Origin of the sequence: Variovorax soli (assembly GCF_031454625.1) — a bacterium.
In the GTDB taxonomy this organism is placed as follows: Bacteria; Pseudomonadota; Gammaproteobacteria; order Burkholderiales; family Burkholderiaceae_C; genus Variovorax; species Variovorax soli_A.
The window spans coordinates 200,830-217,992 of the sequence record NZ_JAVDRF010000011.1 but is presented as its reverse complement, the minus strand read 5'-3'; the positions used below and the strand labels follow the sequence as shown (position 1 = coordinate 217,992).

At 67.0% G+C, this 17,163-nt stretch carries 18 protein-coding genes and 1 pseudogene; 8 read left to right on the top strand and 11 right to left on the bottom strand.

Going from position 1 to position 17,163, the window contains the following annotated elements; translation table 11 throughout:
- Window positions 1–188 precede the first annotated feature (188 nt).
- Together J2739_RS22340 and J2739_RS22335 are read left to right on the top strand one after the other, a co-directional pair.
- Window positions 189–635 carry a hypothetical protein gene (locus J2739_RS22340; protein ID WP_309905709.1) on the top strand — a complete coding sequence of 149 codons (447 nt, stop codon included), beginning with the start codon at window positions 189–191 and terminating at the stop codon, window positions 633–635.
- A 24-nt stretch (window positions 636–659) separates the two neighbouring features.
- Window positions 660–791, top strand: a pseudogene (locus tag J2739_RS22335) (hydroxyacylglutathione hydrolase); the annotation flags it as partial.
- A 22-nt stretch (window positions 792–813) separates the two neighbouring features.
- Here J2739_RS22335 and J2739_RS22330 read toward each other — a convergent pair.
- The 4 genes from J2739_RS22330 to J2739_RS22315 are packed head-to-tail and all read right to left on the bottom strand — an operon-like array spanning window position 814 to window position 4,119.
- Entirely contained in the window at window positions 814–2,031 is a 1,218-nt protein-coding gene (locus J2739_RS22330) for an NAD(P)/FAD-dependent oxidoreductase (protein ID WP_309905707.1), read from the bottom strand.
- A gap of 24 nt (window positions 2,032–2,055) precedes the next feature.
- Window positions 2,056–2,373, bottom strand: coding sequence for a non-heme iron oxygenase ferredoxin subunit (locus tag J2739_RS22325; protein WP_309905705.1), 318 nt, complete (start codon window positions 2,371–2,373; stop codon window positions 2,056–2,058).
- 8 nt (window positions 2,374–2,381) lie between these two features.
- A complete protein-coding gene (locus tag J2739_RS22320; protein WP_309905703.1) occupies window positions 2,382–2,852 on the bottom strand; it encodes an aromatic-ring-hydroxylating dioxygenase subunit beta in 471 nt (156 codons plus the stop codon).
- A gap of 1 nt (window position 2,853) precedes the next feature.
- Window positions 2,854–4,119 carry an aromatic ring-hydroxylating dioxygenase subunit alpha gene (locus J2739_RS22315; RefSeq protein ID WP_309905701.1) on the bottom strand — a complete coding sequence of 422 codons (1,266 nt, stop codon included), beginning with the start codon at window positions 4,117–4,119 and terminating at the stop codon, window positions 2,854–2,856.
- Between the two features lie 119 nt (window positions 4,120–4,238).
- On the opposite strand from J2739_RS22315, the gene J2739_RS22310 reads away from it, so the two are divergent.
- Window positions 4,239–5,153: a LysR family transcriptional regulator gene (locus J2739_RS22310; RefSeq protein ID WP_309905700.1), complete on the top strand. Its 915-nt coding sequence runs from the start codon at window positions 4,239–4,241 to the stop codon at window positions 5,151–5,153.
- Window positions 5,154–5,183: 30 nt separating this feature from the next.
- Here J2739_RS22310 and J2739_RS22305 read toward each other — a convergent pair whose 3' ends face one another.
- From J2739_RS22305 to J2739_RS22280, 6 genes are all read right to left on the bottom strand, one after another.
- Window positions 5,184–5,615 (bottom strand): universal stress protein, encoded by a 432-nt coding sequence (locus J2739_RS22305; RefSeq protein WP_309905697.1) that lies wholly within the window; start codon window positions 5,613–5,615, stop codon window positions 5,184–5,186.
- Window positions 5,616–5,625: 10 nt separating this feature from the next.
- Window positions 5,626–6,351 (bottom strand): TerC family protein, encoded by a 726-nt coding sequence (locus J2739_RS22300; RefSeq protein WP_309905695.1) that lies wholly within the window; start codon window positions 6,349–6,351, stop codon window positions 5,626–5,628.
- Between the two features lie 150 nt (window positions 6,352–6,501).
- A complete protein-coding gene (locus tag J2739_RS22295) occupies window positions 6,502–7,899 on the bottom strand; it encodes a sensor histidine kinase (RefSeq protein ID WP_309905692.1) in 1,398 nt (465 codons plus the stop codon).
- Window positions 7,886–8,560 (bottom strand): response regulator transcription factor, encoded by a 675-nt coding sequence (locus tag J2739_RS22290; RefSeq protein WP_309905691.1) that lies wholly within the window; start codon window positions 8,558–8,560, stop codon window positions 7,886–7,888. The genes J2739_RS22295 and J2739_RS22290 overlap by 14 nt, the downstream gene beginning before the upstream one ends.
- 93 nt (window positions 8,561–8,653) lie before the next feature.
- A complete protein-coding gene (locus tag J2739_RS22285) occupies window positions 8,654–10,207 on the bottom strand; it encodes a UxaA family hydrolase (RefSeq protein ID WP_309905688.1) in 1,554 nt (517 codons plus the stop codon).
- Between the two features lie 23 nt (window positions 10,208–10,230).
- The gene (locus J2739_RS22280) at window positions 10,231–11,214 is read right to left on the bottom strand and encodes a tripartite tricarboxylate transporter substrate binding protein (RefSeq protein ID WP_309905686.1); all 984 of its coding nucleotides are present in this window, start codon (window positions 11,212–11,214) and stop codon (window positions 10,231–10,233) included.
- A 108-nt stretch (window positions 11,215–11,322) separates the two neighbouring features.
- Here J2739_RS22280 and J2739_RS22275 point away from each other — a divergent pair, with 108 nt between their 5' ends.
- From J2739_RS22275 to J2739_RS22255, 5 genes are all read left to right on the top strand, one after another.
- On the top strand, window positions 11,323–12,324 hold the full coding sequence (locus J2739_RS22275; RefSeq protein ID WP_309905684.1) for a LysR substrate-binding domain-containing protein: 1,002 nt from the start codon (window positions 11,323–11,325) through the stop codon (window positions 12,322–12,324).
- Between the two features lie 48 nt (window positions 12,325–12,372).
- Entirely contained in the window at window positions 12,373–12,978 is a 606-nt protein-coding gene (locus tag J2739_RS22270; protein ID WP_309905682.1) for a TetR/AcrR family transcriptional regulator, read from the top strand.
- A gap of 85 nt (window positions 12,979–13,063) precedes the next feature.
- Complete coding sequence (locus J2739_RS22265; RefSeq protein WP_309905680.1) at window positions 13,064–14,065, top strand: NADP-dependent oxidoreductase; 1,002 nt, start codon at window positions 13,064–13,066, stop codon at window positions 14,063–14,065.
- A gap of 36 nt (window positions 14,066–14,101) precedes the next feature.
- On the top strand, window positions 14,102–14,806 hold the full coding sequence (locus J2739_RS22260) for an SDR family oxidoreductase (RefSeq protein ID WP_309905678.1): 705 nt from the start codon (window positions 14,102–14,104) through the stop codon (window positions 14,804–14,806).
- A 177-nt stretch (window positions 14,807–14,983) separates the two neighbouring features.
- Complete coding sequence (locus J2739_RS22255) at window positions 14,984–15,589, top strand: class I SAM-dependent methyltransferase (protein WP_309905676.1); 606 nt, start codon at window positions 14,984–14,986, stop codon at window positions 15,587–15,589.
- A gap of 108 nt (window positions 15,590–15,697) precedes the next feature.
- Here the strand turns inward: J2739_RS22255 and J2739_RS22250 are convergent, their stop codons facing one another.
- Complete coding sequence (locus J2739_RS22250; RefSeq protein WP_309905674.1) at window positions 15,698–16,915, bottom strand: acyl-CoA dehydrogenase family protein; 1,218 nt, start codon at window positions 16,913–16,915, stop codon at window positions 15,698–15,700.
- Window positions 16,916–17,163: the final 248 nt, after the last annotated feature.

The following is a 17,163-nucleotide window of genomic DNA, read 5'->3' as shown; positions in this document are numbered from 1 at the left end:
GCGCGATCCAGCATCGCATCGAGAACCCGCTGTCCAAGCTGCTGCTCGACGGCAGCTTCGGACCGAAGGACCGGATCGTCGTCACGACCGACCCGGTGCGGTCGCCCGGCAAGTTCGCGTTCTCCAAGGCCGGAGAACCTTCACTCGCCATGGTCTAGCGCAAGACGCAATCAGGAGGTGCACACGATATGAAACCCAAACATGCCCTGGCCGCTGCCGTGGTGGTGGCGCTGGCCGGTTGTTCCTCGTTTCAGTGGCCGGGCGCCGAAAAGGGCGCGCCCAAGGCCGACGAGCATGCGGGCCATCATCCTGCCGTCGCCACCGAGCAGCAGGTCGAGGCCGCCAAGGTGGACAAGCAGATGGAAGCGATGCAGGACATGCATCAGAAGATGATGGCCGCCAAGACGCCTGCCGAGCGCGCCGCCCTGATGAAGGACCACATGAAGGCCATGCGGGATGGCATGGCGATGATGGGCCGGATGCGGGACATGCCGATGCAGGACGGCGGCAAGTCTTCGAGGCCCGGCGGGCCGTCCATGCACGAAGACATGATGCAGCGCCGCATGGACATGATGGAAATGATGATGCTGATGATGATGGACCGGGAAGTCGCGAGGCCTCCCGCCGCCAGGTAGCGTTTGCCGGGCCTCTAGATCGGGCGGTCCGATGCCACGTTGGCCGTGCCGGCGCTGATGCTGCCGTCGGTGCAGGTCAACATCCGCGCCGGCAATCTGCCGCCCGAGGAGGCTAACGGTGTGGCCTACCTCAAGATCCCGGTGAACTGCCTGTAGCAGGCCCTCCGGTGAAGCGACTTCAAAGCTTGGCGAGAGGCGTCCGGCTGTCGGCGAGCCGCTCCGGGTCGATGCTCGTGCGGCGCTCGATGAGTCGGCGTGCGAATCGCAGATCCTTGGCGCAATTGGGGCCCAGCGCCGCGACGACCTTGTCCTGATCGAGGAAGAAGACCACGAAGACGTGGCTGTCCGGATCCCCCCGAACCACCACGCGGTGCGACGGCGCCGGCATGCCGAAGATCTGTAGGTTGACGTCGTACTGGTCCGACCAGAACCAAGGCAGGGGTTGATGATTCACCGCCATGCCCAGTGCGGCGCGGGCCGCCGCGATGCCTTGCTCCTGGGCGTTCTGCCAGGACTCGAGCCGCATCCGCCGTCCGGCCCATTCGCAATGCCAGGCCGCGACGTCGCCGGCGGCCAGGATGTCGGGGTCCGACGAGCGGCACTGCGAATCGACCACCACGCCCCCTTCGCAGGCCAGCCCGGCTTCGCGTGCCAGCGCGTCGTTGGCGACCAGGCCGATGCCGACGAGGACGGCATCGCAGGCGATGGCGCGTCCGTCGTCGAGCGTGGCGGACAGGCCGCCCCCGGGCGCGCGCGCCAGCGCACGGACGCCGGTGCCGAGCAGCACCTCGACGCCGTGCGCGCTGTGCAGACGGTGGAGGTAGCCGGAGATCACCGGCGGAACGGTGCGCTTGCAGAGGCGGTCCATCGCTTCCACCACCGTCACGTCGAGCCCCTTCTTTCGAGCGGTCGCGGCCACTTCGAGCCCGATCCAGCCGCCGCCCACGATCAGGAGGCGCTTGTTCGCCGACAAGGCGGCGCCCAGCGCCATCGCATCCTCGATGCTGCGCAAGGTGAAGACGCCCGGCAGGTCGGCCCCCGGCACCTCCAGGCGGCGCGCCCTGCCGCCATTGCAGAGGATGAGCTTGTCGTAGCGGACCGGCTCTCCCTGCGACAGGTGAACCTGCGTGGCGGGCCTGTCGATGCGCGTCGCGGCGACCTTCGGGCGCCAGTCGATGTCGAGCCGGTCGAAGGCGTCCTGCTTCAGCAGGTGGGTGCTGTCCGCATGCGCGTCGCCCGCGAGCACCGCCTTGGACAGGGGCGGCCGCTCGTAGGGACGATGCGCCTCGTCGCCGATCAGGACGATGCGCCCCTTGAATCCTTCGCTGCGCAGTGTCTGTGCGGCCCAGCCGCCGGCCTGGCCGGCGCCCACGATGACGATGGTGTCGGTGTTCATTCGGCGGCAGTCCGGAGGGCCGGCTCAGTCCAGGGCGAGAAACACACGGCCGGCTTCGATCCGCACGGGATAGGACTTGATCGCCTCCGTCACCGGCGCACAGCTCGGCTGGCCATTGCGGACATCGAACTTGCCCTGGTGCAGCGGGCACTCGATCTCGTGCCCTTCCAGGAAGCCTTCGCACAGGCGCGCATGTCCGTGCGTGCAGATGTTGTCGGTCGCGTAGATCTGACCCTCGACGCTGTAGAGCGCGACGTCATGACCGTCGACGAGGATGCCGATCACGTCGTCCGCCGGGACATCGTCGACCGGCGCGGCATCGGTCCATTGCAGATCACTCATGGCGGGCCTCAGATCGGATAGATGACGGAGTTCGGGATCATCTCGCTGTCGTAGATGACCAGGCGCGACGAGAACTTCAATCCCTGCCCGGTGCGGACGACCACGTCGATGTAGCGCCCGACGTTGAAGACCGAGGACAGCTCGGAAAGCTTGGTACGGAACACCGCGTAGTTGGCTTCGCATTCGAAGCGGCCGGCCTCCGACTTCCGCACCACCGGCGCGCCGACGACGAGGCGCTGGTAGTAGGGATCGTGGAACAACGTCTCCCGGATGCCGTAGACGCGGTCCTTCAGCATCCCCTTGCTCTCGAAAGAGAGCGTGGCCAGCGGAAAGCCCCGATCGAAGTTCTCGCGCGGCTGCAGGCGATAGGTGCAATCATCGGTGAAGAACTCCGGCCAGCGATCCCACTGCCCGGCGCTGAGCGCGCTGGCGTAGTCGGCGTAGAGCTGGTTCAGTTCGTAGAAGTCTTGAAAGTCCATCTCAGTCTTCCATCACCTTGCGCCAGTATTCGTACATTCCCCGAATCAGGGTTTCGGTGACCATGTGATCGGTGTCGCCGACCTCGCGTCCACCCAGTTCGGCCAGCGTGCGATGGAACGGCTTCTGCTCGAAGCCCTTTTGCGAAAGCTCGATCACCTCGCCATCGTCCGCCGACACGAAGCCCGCCGGTCCGAAGAGATTGGCCTGGCGCAGGCGCCGCTGCGTCATCGCCGCATCGTCGTCCTCGAAGCCGAAATGTGTCCAGACGAAATCGAAATTCCCGGGGCCGCTCGGCTGGATGTGCCGGGTCGAGACGCTGTTGACCTGCTGCTGGAAGATCACGCTCGGGAACAGCGTCATCATCACCGCGGTCGGGCCGCCCCACCAGGGCTCGGGCACGATGTCGAGAAAGCGGTCGTCGTTGAGCTGCATGCTCTCCTTGAAACTCGAGACCTGCGTGACCTGGTTCGCCTTGCCGCTCGAGCCGCGGGTCGAGATCATGGCCGCGTGGCGATGATGGCTGTCCATCTTCAGCTCCGACTTGTTGTCCGCACGCCAGAGCCCGAAGGTGACGAACCAGGTGTGCAGCAGGCCCGGGTGGTAGGGGTCCTTGATGTTCTCCTGCATCAGCTTCCAGTTGCCCGGAATGCGCTGGCGGTTGTAGCCCAGGATCTGCAGCTTGCGGCCGTTGAAGAGGCGATCGAAGTAGCCGAGGATCGCCGGACCCATGAAGTCCTCGAGCGACTCGACCTCGGGATCGAAGGACGCGAAGACCACGCCGCCGCGCGTCGCGACCTTCAGCTTGTTGAGGCCGTGCTCCGCCGTTTTGAAGTCGGCCGGCATCCCGCCGTTGACCTTGCCGTCCTGCTTGACGCCGCGGCGGAAGGGCACGCCCTGCAGGTCGCCCTTGAGCGTGTAGTTCCACTGGTGGTAGGGGCAGGTGAAGCCGGCGTCCTTGCGGTTGCCATGCCGCTCCCGGCAGAACTGCATGCCGCGATGGGCGCACACGTTCTCGACGACGTTGATGCCGCCCTCGGCATCCCGCACCATGATCACGGAGCGTTCGCCGACCACGGTGCGCTTGAAATCGCCGGCATTCGGAATCTCGGCCTCCAGCCCGACATAGCACCAGTGGCCACGGTAGAAGAAGCGCTCGAGTTCGCGGCGATGCTGATCGGCCTCGGTGTAGGCCATGAAGGGAATGCGGCTCGTGCCCTGGTCTTCCCAACGGATCTCCTTGGGAAAGACGGCTGATGCGTCGTCCATGTCTTGTCTCCTTGGTGCGCTGTCGCACGTCGTCGTGAGGGAATGATCGCGCTTCGACTGCCATCGATCAATAGAATGTGGGGAATAGTCCAGATTGATTTCGTGAATGTGGGGAGCCCATGGAGCTCAAGGACATCGACCTCAACCTTCTCGTCGTTTTCAACCAGCTGCTGATCGATCGGCGGGTCTCGAAGGTCGCCACCAGTCTCGGGCTTTCCCAGCCGGGCGTGAGCAACGCGCTGGCGCGGCTGCGCAAGCTCACCGACGACCCGCTGTTCCTGCGCACGCCCAAAGGCATGGAGCCCACGCCATTCGCGCAACAGATGGCCGAGCCCACCGCGCGCGCCCTGCAGGTCCTCCATGCGGCGCTCAATCAGAAGGCGTCGTTCGATCCGGCGACCTCCAACCGGGCCTTCACCGTCGGCATGACGGACATCGGAGAGATCTACTTCCTGCCGAGGCTGATGCAGGAGCTGTCGCGCGTCGCGCCGTCGGTTTCGGTCAGCACGGTCCGCAACGCCGCGGTCAACCTGCAGGACGAGATGGAAGCGGGCCACGTCAGCCTGGCCATCGGGCTGCTGCCGCAGCTGAAGGCAGGCTACTTCCAGCGACGGCTGTTCAAGCAGCACTACGTCTGCATGTTCAGGCGCGGCCATGCGCTCGACAAGCGCAAGGTGTCGCTGGATGAATTTTCCGCGGCCGACCATGTGGTCGTGGTGTCGGAGGGCACCGGCCACGGCCGGACGGACGAACTTCTGCGGCGCAGGAACATTGCCCGCAAGGTCGTGCTCACCGTGCCGCATTACGTGGCGGTGGGGCACATCCTGCATGACTCCGACCTGGTGGCCACCGTTCCGGAGCGGCTCGCCGAGGCCCTGGCCGGGCCCTTCGGCCTGGCCTATGTGCGCCATCCGGCCAAGCTCCCGGAGATCGCGATCAACCTGTTCTGGCACGGCCGCTACAACAAGGACCCTGCGAACGCATGGCTGCGCTCGCTGATCATCCGGCTTCACGGGGAAGGCGCGCCGGGTTGAGCCTCGCGGCCGGCCGGCGCTTCGCTCGTTTCAGGAGCCAATGACCTGGGGATCGCCGCTGCCGCTCAGATGCTGGCGCACCTGCTGCGCCAGCGAGCCGAAGATCGTCCCTGCCAGGCTGGGTTCGTCGCGGCCGAAGACGATGCGGTCGCAGCCGTAGTCGCGCGCGGCCATGGCGATCGTCTCGGCAGCGCGCCCCACCAGCACGGTGCTGGCGTAAGGCACCCCGGCCAGGTCGAGCAGCTTCTGCGCGTACTGCAGCTCCTCGGCCCCTGCGCTCAGCTGCAGCTCGAGCAGCTCCTGCGTGCCGAAGAGCATCGCCACATGGCCCGAGACCTTGGGCCGGACCCGGAGCAGGCGAATGCTCGCCTGCTCGGTCCGGCGCATGCGCAGGACCTGCTCGATGGCCGAGCGGGTTCGAGCCGGTTGCTCCGGGTCGATGGGCACCAGGATGCGCGGCATGCGTGCACCTTCAGACGGCGGGTTGCTTCTCGGCCGCCTGCAGTTTTTCGCGGAGCTTTTCGCGGCGCTGTTCGCTGCGGATGCTCAGCCACTTGCCGACGGCCACCACGGCCATGGCACCGAGCGCGGGGACGACGGTGTGAAGCGAATGACGCTCGGCGACCCAGGCGGCGATGGCCGGGTCCGACACCGCCATTTCGCCGGCCACCCAGCCGAGGAGGGCGGCGCCGCCCACGATGATGACGGGGAACCGATCCATCAGCTTCAGGATCAGGGTACTGCCGAAGATGATCAGCGGAATGCTGATCACCAGGCCGAAGACCAGCAGCGGCACATTGCCCTTGGCGGCGGCCGCGACGCCGACGACGTTGTCCAGGCTCATGACCAGGTCCGCCAGCACGATGGTCTTGATGGCCGCGGCCAGTCCGGAATGGCCTTCGATGCCTTCCTCGTCGTCCTCGCCCTGAAGCAGGCCCACGCCGATCCAGAGCAGCAGCGCTGCGCCGACGAGCTTGAGGTAGGGCAGGGTCAGCAGATAGACGGCGAAGAAGGTCAGGATCACGCGCAGCACGATGGCGCCGATGCTGCCGAACACGATGGCCTTCTTCTGCTGCGCGGGGGGCAGCGAGCGCGATGCCATCGCGATGACGACGGCGTTGTCCCCGCTCAGGACGATGTTGATGAGGATGATCTGCGACAGGGCGATCCAGAACTCGGGACTCGATAAAAACGACACGGTGTCTCCTGGTGAAGGGGTTCGGAACCACGGCGGTTCCGCCCCTGCCGAGCGTAGAGACTTGCCCTGTCACCTTACTGCCGGCGCGCTGACAGCCGGTTGTCTGCAAGCTGTCAGGAAGCTTACAGAGCGGCGCCGGCGCCGCACCGCTCAGGCGGCGGCGGCGCGCAAGGGGAAGAAGACGCTGAAGGTGTTGCCCACGCCGTCGGTGTCTTCCTCCAGCGTGATGCGTGCGCCGTGCAGCGTGGCGATCTCGCTGACGATGGCGAGGCCCAGCCCGCTGCCGTCCTCCTGCGTTCCGAGCAGGCGATGGAAGCGCTCGAAGATGCGGGCACGCTCCTGCACCGGGATGCGGGGGCCATCGTCGTTGATGGCCAGGCGGCATTGGTCGTCTCCCACCTGGCCGGCCTGCACGGTCACGCGGCCGCCCGAGTGGCTGTAGCGGATGGCGTTGTCGATCAGGTTGTTGACGAGCTCGCGCAGGCGGTCCCGGTCGGCGTCGATCATCAGCGGATGCTCGGCGCCCTCGAAGCCGAGGTCGATGTTGCGCTTGATCGCCTGCGGCACCCATTCCATGCTCACCTCCAGGGCATGGGCGTTCAGATCGAGCGGCTGCAGTTGCATGGAGTCGAGCGCGCCGGGCTCGTTGCGGGCCAGCGAAAGCAGCTGGCGCACCAGCCTCGAGAGCCGGTCGGCGCTGATGTAGAGCTGGGCGAGCGAATGGCGCACCCGCTGCAGATCGTTCTCCCGCAGCGCCAGCTCGATCTGTGCCTTCAGGCCGCTGACGGGCGTCTTCAACTGGTGGGCGGCGTCCGCGACGAAGCGGTTCTGAAAGTCGAAGGTGCGCCCCAGGCGGGCCATCAGTTCGTTGACGTCGTCCACCAGCGGGCGCACTTCGCCGGGGACCTCGTGGGTATCGATCGGGCTCAGGTCGAGGTGCGAGCGGTTCGACACCGCGCGGCGCAGCCGCTGCAGCGGCTCCAGTCCGCGCGAAACGCCGAACCAGACCACCGCCGTCGCCATGACGATCAGCAGCAGCTGCGGCAGCACCACGTTGGCCACCATCTCCCAGGTCAGGCGCTCCCGCTTGTGGAGCGTTTCGGCCACCTGCACGCGGACCTGCGGAGGCCCGCCGTCCGCGCCGACGGGCATCCAGGCGACCATCATGCGCACGGGCTGGCCGCGCAACGCGCCGCCATAGAAATCCGGCGTGGCGGGCCTTGCGTTGCGGGGCGCGGGCAACTGCGCGTCGCCGCCGAGGTCGGAGCCGTCCTCGCCGACCACGCGGTAGAAGAGCTGGTCTTCAGGGTCCAGCAGAAGGATGTTGGCCGCGGCTTCCGAGAGCTCGAGCCGGGGACGCGTGCCGTCGAGCTTCACATGCAGGGCGATCTCGCGCCCGATCTCGTGCAGCGCGCGGTCGTAGGCGAGGTTGGAGAAGCGCAGCGAGTTCCAGTAGGCGACGGCGGTGTCGAGCACCAGCAGCACGGCGAGCGGCCCGAGCAGCCACGCGAGCAGCTTGCGCTGCAGCCGGGGCTCAGCCTTCCACATCGCTGCTGTCGATCAGGTAGCCCATGCCGCGCACGGTCCGAATCTCGCAACCGAGGGGCTCCAGCTTCTTTCGCAACCGGTAGACGTTGACCTCGATCGCGTTGTCGCCCACCTCGTCGCCCCAGCCATAGAGATGATTGACCATCTGCTCCTTGCTCACGACGCGCCCGGCGCGCATGAGCAGCAGTTCCAGCAAGGCGAGTTCGCGCGGCGACAGGTCCAGCGGCCGCTTGTCGTGGAAGACGCGGCGGCCCACGGTGTCGAAGCGCAACGGGCCATGTTCGAGGAAGGGCATGGACTGGGTACTGCGGCGCAGCAGTGCCCGCACGCGCGCTTCCAGTTCCGGCAGGTCGAAGGGCTTGGCCAGGTAATCGTCGGCGCCCAGGTCGAGCCCGCGCACGCGGTCGGCAAGGGTGTCGAAGGCAGTGAGCATCAGCACGGGCATCGCCGACTTGCGCGCCCTCAGCCGCTTCAGCACGTCGAGCCCGCTCAGGCCCGGCAAGCCGATGTCCAGGATCGCCAGGTCATAGATGCCGGGAGCGAGGGCATGGTCGGCCTCCTCGCCGGTGGAAACGACGTCGACGGCATGGGCGGACTGCACCAACGCCCGCGAAAGCGCGTCGGCCAGCACCCGGTCATCCTCGACGAGCAATATGCGCATGGGTTTCCTGATCGCGTGTCTCGTGCCGATGCTAACTGCTTGCGCTGCGCAGCAGGCCGGGGCGGGAAAGTGTCAGGGACGGGCGTGCGGGCGTCAGCTCACGATGCCCATGTGCCAGGGCACGAACTCGTGATCGCCCAGGCCCAGCAATTCGCTCTTGGTCGGCTCGCCCGAAGCGGCGCGCAGGATGTGCTGGAAGATGCGCTCGCCCATCTGCTGGACGTCGAGTGCGCCATCCAGGATCAGGCCGCAGTTGATGTCCATGTCGTCCTCGAGCCGGGTGAACATGGCCGTGTTGCTGGCCAGCTTGAGGGTCGGCGAGGGCTTGGAGCCGAACATCGAGCCGCGGCCGGTGGTGAAGCAGATCAGGTTCGCGCCGCTGGCGATCTGGCCGGTGGAGGCCACGGGGTCGTAGCCGGGCGAGTCCATGAACACGAAGCCGGCCTTGTCGATAGTCTCGGCATATTCGTACACGGCCTGCAGCGGCGTGGTGCCGCCCTTCATCGCGGACCCGAGCGACTTCTCGAAGATGTTGGCCAGGCCGCCGGCCTGGTTGCCGGGGCCCACGACGCCATTGAACTGCCCGTTGTGGCCGCGCGTGTAGGCCTCCCACCAGGCGAGCCGGTCGAGCAGTTTCTGGCCCACGGCCGGGCTCACGGCGCGGCGGGTCAGCATGAACTCCACGCCGTGGATCTCCGGTGTTTCCGACAGGATGGCGGTGCCGCCGTGGCGCACGAGGATGTCCATCGCCGCGCCCAGCGCCGGATTCGCGGTGATGCCGGAAAAGCCGTCGGAGCCGCCGCATTCGAGGCCGATCTTCAGGTGCGCGGCGCTGACCGGCTGGCGCCTGACGTCGTTCGCGGCCGGCAGCATGGACGCGACGGCCGCGATGCCCTCGGCGATGGTGGCGCGGGTGCCGCCGGTGTCCTGCATCACGAAGGTCCGCACGTGCGGGCCCGGCACCAGGCCCTGCGATGCCACGAGGTCGGCGACCTGGTTGCGTTCGCAGCCGAGGCCGACGATGAGCACGCCGGCCAGGTTCGGATGGCGGGCATAGCCGGCGAGGGTCCGGCGCAGCACGTCGAAGTGCTCGCTCGGCGAGGACATGCCGCAGCCGCTGGTCTGCGCGAAGGCCACCACGCCGTCGACGTTCGGGTACGGCGCCAGGCGCTCGGGCGTGAAGTGGGCGGCGATCTGCTTGATGACCGTGGCCGAGCAGTTCACCGACGAGATCAGTCCGATGAAGTTGCGCGTGGCGACGCTGCCGTCGGGCCGCACGATGCCCATGAAGGTGGCGCGCTCGGCTTCCGGCACGTAGTCGACGGGACGCACGTCTTCGCAGAAGCCCGGATCGCGGTCGAAGTCGACCAACTCGAGGTTGTGGGTGTGCACGTGCTCGCCGGGCTCGATGTCGCGCATGGCGGCACCGATGACCGTGTCGTACTTCCTGATCTTCTCGCCGGCGGCTATCCGGCCTGCCGCGATCTTGTGGCCGGCAGGCACCTGCGCGCGCATGCGCAGGCCGAGCTCCGGCACTGCCTGGCCCAGCGCGAGGGGCGCGCGGGCGATCAGCACGTTGTCGTTCTCGTGCAGCCGGATGAGCGGCGAAGGGGGGGGGCCTGCAGCGGTGGCAACAGCGGTGGTCATGCGGATCTCCTGGCGGCTTCGCCTCAGTTCTTGCTCATCAGCTCCTTGAGCTTGAGCCGCTCGATGAGCACCTTTTCCTTGGCCATGCTCGCGCTCACGTACTTCTCGTAGTCCGCAGCGTCGAGGTACATCAGCGGCGCGTCGATCCTGGCGCAGGCGGCAGCGAATTCCGGACTCTCGGCCGCCACCTTGAAGGCCGCGCGCAGCCGCGCAGCGATGTCTGCGGGCAGGCCCTTCGGAGCGCCGATCCCGTTGGGCGCGTCTACCACCACGTCGTAGCCGGCCTCCTTCAGCGTCGGCGCGTCCTTGAACTCCGCCGTGCGTCGCTCGCCCCAGGTCGCCAGCAGGCGCAGCTTGCCCGACTTGACGTGCGGCGCCCACGAGCTGGAGTCGGCCAGCACATCGACATGGCCACCCATCAGCGCCTGCAGCGCCTCGGAGCCGCCCTTGAAGGGGATGGCGTTGAACTTCACGCCGGCAGCGATCGCGAACTCTTCCATGCCGACGTGCGTCGCGCCACCCAGGCCGGCGGTGCCGTAGGTGATCTTGTCGGGGTGGGCCTTGGCGTCGGCCACCAGGTCCTCGAGCGTCTTCCAGGGCGCTTCGGCGCGCACTGCGATGCCGAAGGTCTGGCCGGAGACGCGGGCGATGTAGCTGAGATCCTTGAGGGGATCGACCTGCACCATGCCGAGCTGCGAGAAGCGCGTCACCGAGATCGGGATCTGGCCGATGGTGTAGCCGTCCGGTTTGGCGCTCGCCAGCGCTTTCAGACCGATCATCCCGGAAGCGCCGGCCTTGTTGTCCACCACGACCGATTGTCCGAGCTCCCGGCCCGCCGCCGTGCAGAGGGCACGCATGGTCACGTCCGCGGTGCCGCCGGCCGGCCAGGGGCAGATGAAAGTGACGGGACGCTCGGGGTAGCCGGCCGCGACAGCGCGCGTAGCGGCAAGCGGAAGCAGGGCAGCGCCGAGGCTGCCCAGCACGAACTGGCGGCGATTGGATCGCATCGTCTTGTCTCCTGGTGGCATCGTGGGAAGCCCCATTGTTCGGGGCGCCGTCATTACGATCAAATGAGGATAGCGACTCTCTACTTTCCCTTTTGGTTATGAAGCAAGATGCCTGATATCGACCGCGTGCTGCGGTCCAACCTCAAGCTGCGGCACCTGCAGCTGCTGGTGGCGCTCGACGAGTTCCGCCATCTGGGCCGTGCCGCCGAATTCCTGTCGGTCAGCCAGCCAGCGGTCTCGAAGACGTTGGCGGAGATCGAGCGCATGTTCGACCTCGCGTTGTTCGTGCGTTCGACCCGCGGGACCGAACCGACCCCCTACGGATCGGCCGTGGTGCGCTTCGCGCGCTCGGTGCTGGCCGACTACGGCCGCACGCGCGACGAGATCGCGGCCGTAGCGAGCGGCGCTGCGGGCCGCACCAGCGTCGGCGCGATGGTGGTCGCCACGCCATCCCTCTTGATGCGTGCCGTCGCACTGCTGAAAGAGCGCTCGACGCAGACCACCGTGATGATCGAGGAAGGCGATCTGACCCGGTTGCTGCCGCGCTTGCGTGTCGGCGAACTGGATCTCTTTGTCGGGCGGCTGGAGCCCGGCTATGCGGCGCCGGACCTCAAGACGGAGGGCCTGTATTCCGAGCCCATGTGCGTCGTGGTCCGGCCCGACCACGAACTGGCGTCCGCCGCCAAGCCCCGCTGGCGCCAGCTGGTTCAGCTGCCGTGGGTGGTGCCGCCGCCGTGGGCGTCCTCGCGCATGAAGCTCGAGCAGATGTTCTACAAGCATCGACTTGCCCCGCCTTTGGACATCGTCGAGACCGCATCCTTCCTGGTCACGCTCAGCTGCGTGCGCGAGCGCTCCGCCGTCGGCTTTCTGGCGCTCGGCGTGGCGCGGCATTTCGAAGGCGAGGGGCTCGTCAAGGCGCTTCGGCTGCCGGTTCCGATCGAGCTTCCGCCGGTCGGCATGATCACTATGAAGGGGCGCAGCCCGACGCCGGCAACGGAGCAATTGATGCAATACCTGCGAACCGCCGCCGCCGAGCGGATGTCGACGGAGCGTCGCCCAAAAGGCAAGGCGGCGGTTGCGCGGTCCCGCACGAAAAGTCGAAGGACTTGAAGCACGCCGGCGCAGGACGAGGCCATGCGCGAAGCCGCCGAATGACGTATGATGCGCATCATGCGAAGCACCAGACCCAATGCCCGCGCGGCCGCCAAGGATGCCACGCACGAACGCATCGTGGCCGTGGCAGCCCGGGCGATCCGGCGCAGCGGCTATGACGGCACGGGCGTCGCGGACATCATGAAAGAGGCCGGGCTGACGCATGGCGCCTTCTATTCCCACTTTCCGTCGCGCGAGGCCATGTTGGCCGAAGCGGCGGGGAGGGCGTGCAAGGAGTCGGCTGCGGCCGCAGCCGAGGCCGCCGCCCGCATGCCCCCCGAGAGCGCATTGGCCTCCATGCTGAGCGCCTATCTCTCCAGGCAGCACCTCGAACACGTCGACACAGGATGCCCCCTGGCGGCCCTGGGTTCCGAAACCTTGCGCCAGGCGCCTGAAGTGCGTCGGGTGGCGACCCGCCACCTCAAGGAAATGATCGACCTGATCGCCCGCCAGATGCCGGACTGGGGACAACCCGAGGCCCACGAACGGGCGCTCGTGACCGTCTCCACCATGGTCGGCGCCTTGCTGCTGGCCCGCGCCGTCGACGAGCGGGGTCTGTCGGACAGCCTGCGAAAGGCCGCGCTCAAGCACCTGAGCCCCGCCGCTCACTGAAGCCGCCGATGGACCCCTGTTGGCTCGCCTTTACACATGATGAGCATCATGTGAGCGAGGCCAAGAACGAAATCAAGGAAGCACCGTGAAAGCATTTGTCCTGGATCGCTACGGAAAGAAGCGCGCGTTGCGCGCGGCAGAGATGCCGGTGCCGGAACTGCGCGACGACGAGGTCCTAATCGAGGTCCATGCTGCCGGCGTGAACCTGCTGGACGCCAAGATCAGGGACGGCGAGTTCAAGCTCGTCCTGCCTTACCAGCCGCCCCTCATCCTGGGGCACGACGTGGCCGGCGTGGTGGTCAAGGCGGGACCGCAGGTGCGGCAGTTCAAGGTGGGCGACGAGGTCTATGCGCGCCCGGATGATTTCCGGATCGGCACCTTCGCCGAATTCGTTCCGGTCAAGGAGGCGTCGGTCGCGCTCAAGCCCAGGGGCCTCACGATGGAAGAAGCCGCCTCCATCCCGATCGTGGGCCTGACGGCATGGCAGGCCCTGGTCGGCAAGGCCGGGCTGAAGAAGGGGCAGAAGGTCTTCATCCAGGCCGGCTCCGGCGGCGTAGGCACCTTCGCCATCCAATTGGCCAAGCATCTCGGCGCAACGGTCGCCACGACCACGAGCGCGGCCAACCTGGCACTCGTGAAGAGCCTGGGCGCAGACGTCGTCGTCGACTACAAGACGCAGGACTTCGAGGAGGTCCTGCGTGACTACGACGTGGTCCTGAACAGCCAGGATGGCAAGACGCTCGAGAAATCGCTTCGGGTACTCGGAAGCGGCGGGAAGCTCATCTCCATCTCCGGCCCGCCCGACCCCGAGTTCGGCGAGGAGATCGCGGCCTCGGGCTTCATGAAACTTGTCATGCGTCTGCTGAGCCTGGGCGTCCGCCGAAAGGCGCAACGCCGAAGCATTGGCTACGCCTTTCTCTTCATGAAGGCGAACGGAAGCCAGCTGCGCGAGATCACCGCGCTGATCGAAGCCGGCGCCATCCGCCCCGTGATCGATCGCGTCTTTCCATTCGCGGCGACCAACGACGCCCTGGCCTACGTCGAATCAGGCCGCGCAAAGGGCAAGGTCGTCGTCAAGATCAAGTGAGCCTGAGCCTGATTTACCTCAACCCCGGAGTTTCCTATGAAGATCGAGAACGCTGTTGCCCTCGTTACAGGCGCCAATCGTGGCATCGGCCTGGCATTCACGCGCGCGCTGCTCGCCCGCGGTGCCCGCAAGGTCTACGCTGGCGCGCGCGACCCCGCGGCCATCACGCCATCCGGCGCTCAGCCGCTGCGGCTCGATGTCACCAAGCCGGACGACGTGGCGGCCGCCGCAGCGCAGGCGGCGGATGTGACGCTCGTGATCAACAACGCCGGCATTGCCCAGGCCGGGAGCTTTCTTGCGCCGGACAGCGAAGACGTGACGCGACGCATCTTCGAGACCAACTTCTTCGCGATGCTGCGCATGAGCAAGGCCTTTGCGCCGGTTCTCGAGGCCAACGGCGGGGGAGCCTTGCTCAATGTGCTGTCGATCGCCTCATGGCTGAACGGGGGCGAGCTGGCTGCGTACTCCGCCAGCAAGTCCGCGGCCTGGTCGCTCACCAACGCCCTGCGCAGCGAACTGGCGCCGCAGAGGACGCAGGTGCTGGCCCTGCACATGGCCTATGTCGATACCGACCTGACGCGTGGGTTCGACGTTCCGAAATCGAGTCCTGAGGAGATCGTCGAGCGCGCACTCGACGGGCTCGAATCGGGGCTCGATGAAGTGCTGGCCGATGCGCTGACCCAGCAAGTCAAGCTGGGGATGACGGCGGCCAGGCCCAGCTACCTGCCTCAGGCCTCCTGAGGCGAGGATTCGATCGCGCGGCCCGCCCGCTGCCGACCACAAGCACCACAAGGGGTCGGTGCGCGCCGCGAACGACTCGAAGTCGAGCAGGTGGGTACCGTCCGCTTCGCTCGTCCACAGCCGGCGGGCCAGCGGATCGCTGGGCAGAATAGGACAGTTCAGCCCAAAGGATCAGCCATGGAATCGGTCGGTGCCGCTACTTTCGACGAGTCTTACTACCAGCGCTATTACTTCGACAAGAAGACCCGGGTGGCGGACCCGCAGCACGTCGAACGGCTCGGGGCCTTCGTGTGCGCCTACCTGAAATACCTGCGCGTGCCCGTGCATCGAGTCCTGGACCTCGGCTGCGGCATCGGCCTGTGGCGCGACATCGTGGCGCGGCACTTTCCGCAATCCAGCTATCAGGGCGTGGAGTTCAGCGAGTACCTCTGCCGGCGCTACGGGTGGGAGCAGGGCTCGGTCGTGGATTACCGCGCCAGGGAACCCTTCGACCTGGTCATCTGCCAAGGGGTTCTCGCCTACCTGAGCCCGCCGGACCTGAAACGCGCACTGCACAACCTCGGAGCGCTGAGCAAGGGCGCGCTCTACGTGGAAGTCGTGGCGCGCGAGGACTACGAACGCGACATCGTGGACCAGGGTCTCACCGACCCGCGCCTTTTTCGCCATCGCGCCGAGGTGTACCGGCGCGGGCTGTCGAGGCAGTTCAAGGAGCTGGGCGGCGGCGTGTGGCTGAGTCGGCAATGCGATGTGCCCTTGTTCGCGCTGGAGTGCGTGGCGGAGTGACTTCGAAGCTGTCGGACGTCCACCATCCGCCATCGGATCCCGCCGCGCGACCAGCGGGCGGGCGTCGACCCTGCGACGCGCCCACGCGCAACGCCTCCTTCGCGCCCTTCAGCGGTGCTTCGCGAGCTCCAGCTTGGCGATCGCGTTGCGGTGCACTTCGTCCGGTCCGTCGACCAGCCGCACGGTGCGCTGGTGGGCATAGGCCTCGGCCAGCCAGAATTCCTGGCTGACCCCGCCGCCGCCATGGGCCTGGATGGCCCAGTCCACCACCTTGCAGGACATGTTGGGCGCGACCACCTTGATCATCGCGATCTCGGCGCGGGCCCCCTTGTTGCCCACCGTGTCCATCTTCCAGGCCGCATTGAGCGTCAGCAGGCGGGCCTGGTCGATCATGCAGCGCGATTCCGCGATGCGTTCGTGCCAGACCGACTGCTCGGCCAGGGGCTTGCCGAACGCGATGCGTTTCTGCAGGCGGTCGCACATCAGTTCCAGCGCGCGCTCGGCGGCGCCGATCGAGCGCATGCAGTGATGGATGCGCCCCGGCCCCAGCCGGCCCTGCGCGATCTCGAAACCGCGGCCCTCGCCCAGCAGGATATGGTCCACGGGTACCCGCACGTTCTCCAGCATCACCTCCATGTGGCCATGCGGCGCGTCGTCGTAGCCGAACACGGAGAGGTGGCGAAGCACCGTGACGCCGGGGGTGTCGCGCGGCACCAGCACCATGGACTGCTGCGCATGCCGCGGAGCGTCGGGGTCGGTCTTGCCCATCACGATGAAGATCTTGCAGCGCGGGCTGCCGGCGCCGGAGGAGAACCATTTGCGGCCGTTGATCACGTAGTGGTCGCCGTCACGCCGTATCGAGCACTGGATGTTGGTCGCGTCCGACGAGGCCACCGCGGGCTCCGTCATCAGGAAGGCCGAGCGGATCTCGCCGGCCAGCAGCGGCTGCAGCCACTGCTGCTTCTGCGCCGCGGTGCCGTAGCGCTCCAGCGTCTCCATGTTGCCGGTGTCGGGGGCTGAGCAGTTGAAGACTTCCCCCGACCACGACACGCGCCCCATCACCTCGCACAGCGGCGCGTAGTCGAGATTGGAGATGCCGCCGTGGCCTTCGTAGGGATGCGGCAGGAACATGTTCCACAGGCCGGCCGCGCGCGCCTTCGGCTTGAGCTCCTCGATCAGCGGCACCACCTGCCAGGGGCTGCCCTGCCGGCGGAAGGCATCCATCTCGCGGTGATAGCGCTCCTCGTTCGGGTAGATGTGCTGGTCGAAGAATGCGCGCAGGCGCTGCAGCAACTCGGCGGATTTCGGGGACGGTTCGGCGAACATGGAAGCTCCTCTGGACGAAGCTGCCATTGGACGCGGGCTGGTCGATTCTGTCGATCACCCGAGTGACAGCTCGGATATTCGGGGAAGGCGCGCGCTGCCTTCGAAAGCTGAAAAGCGGCTGCCCTCAGGGCGACGAACTCGGCCGCCATTTCGTCGAAGGCCCTCGTTTTTTCGACGATTTGCTCTCTACCGCCCGTCGCGGCGCGCTTCTACATTCCTTTCAAGGAGGCAAGCCCTGCCTGATCGGA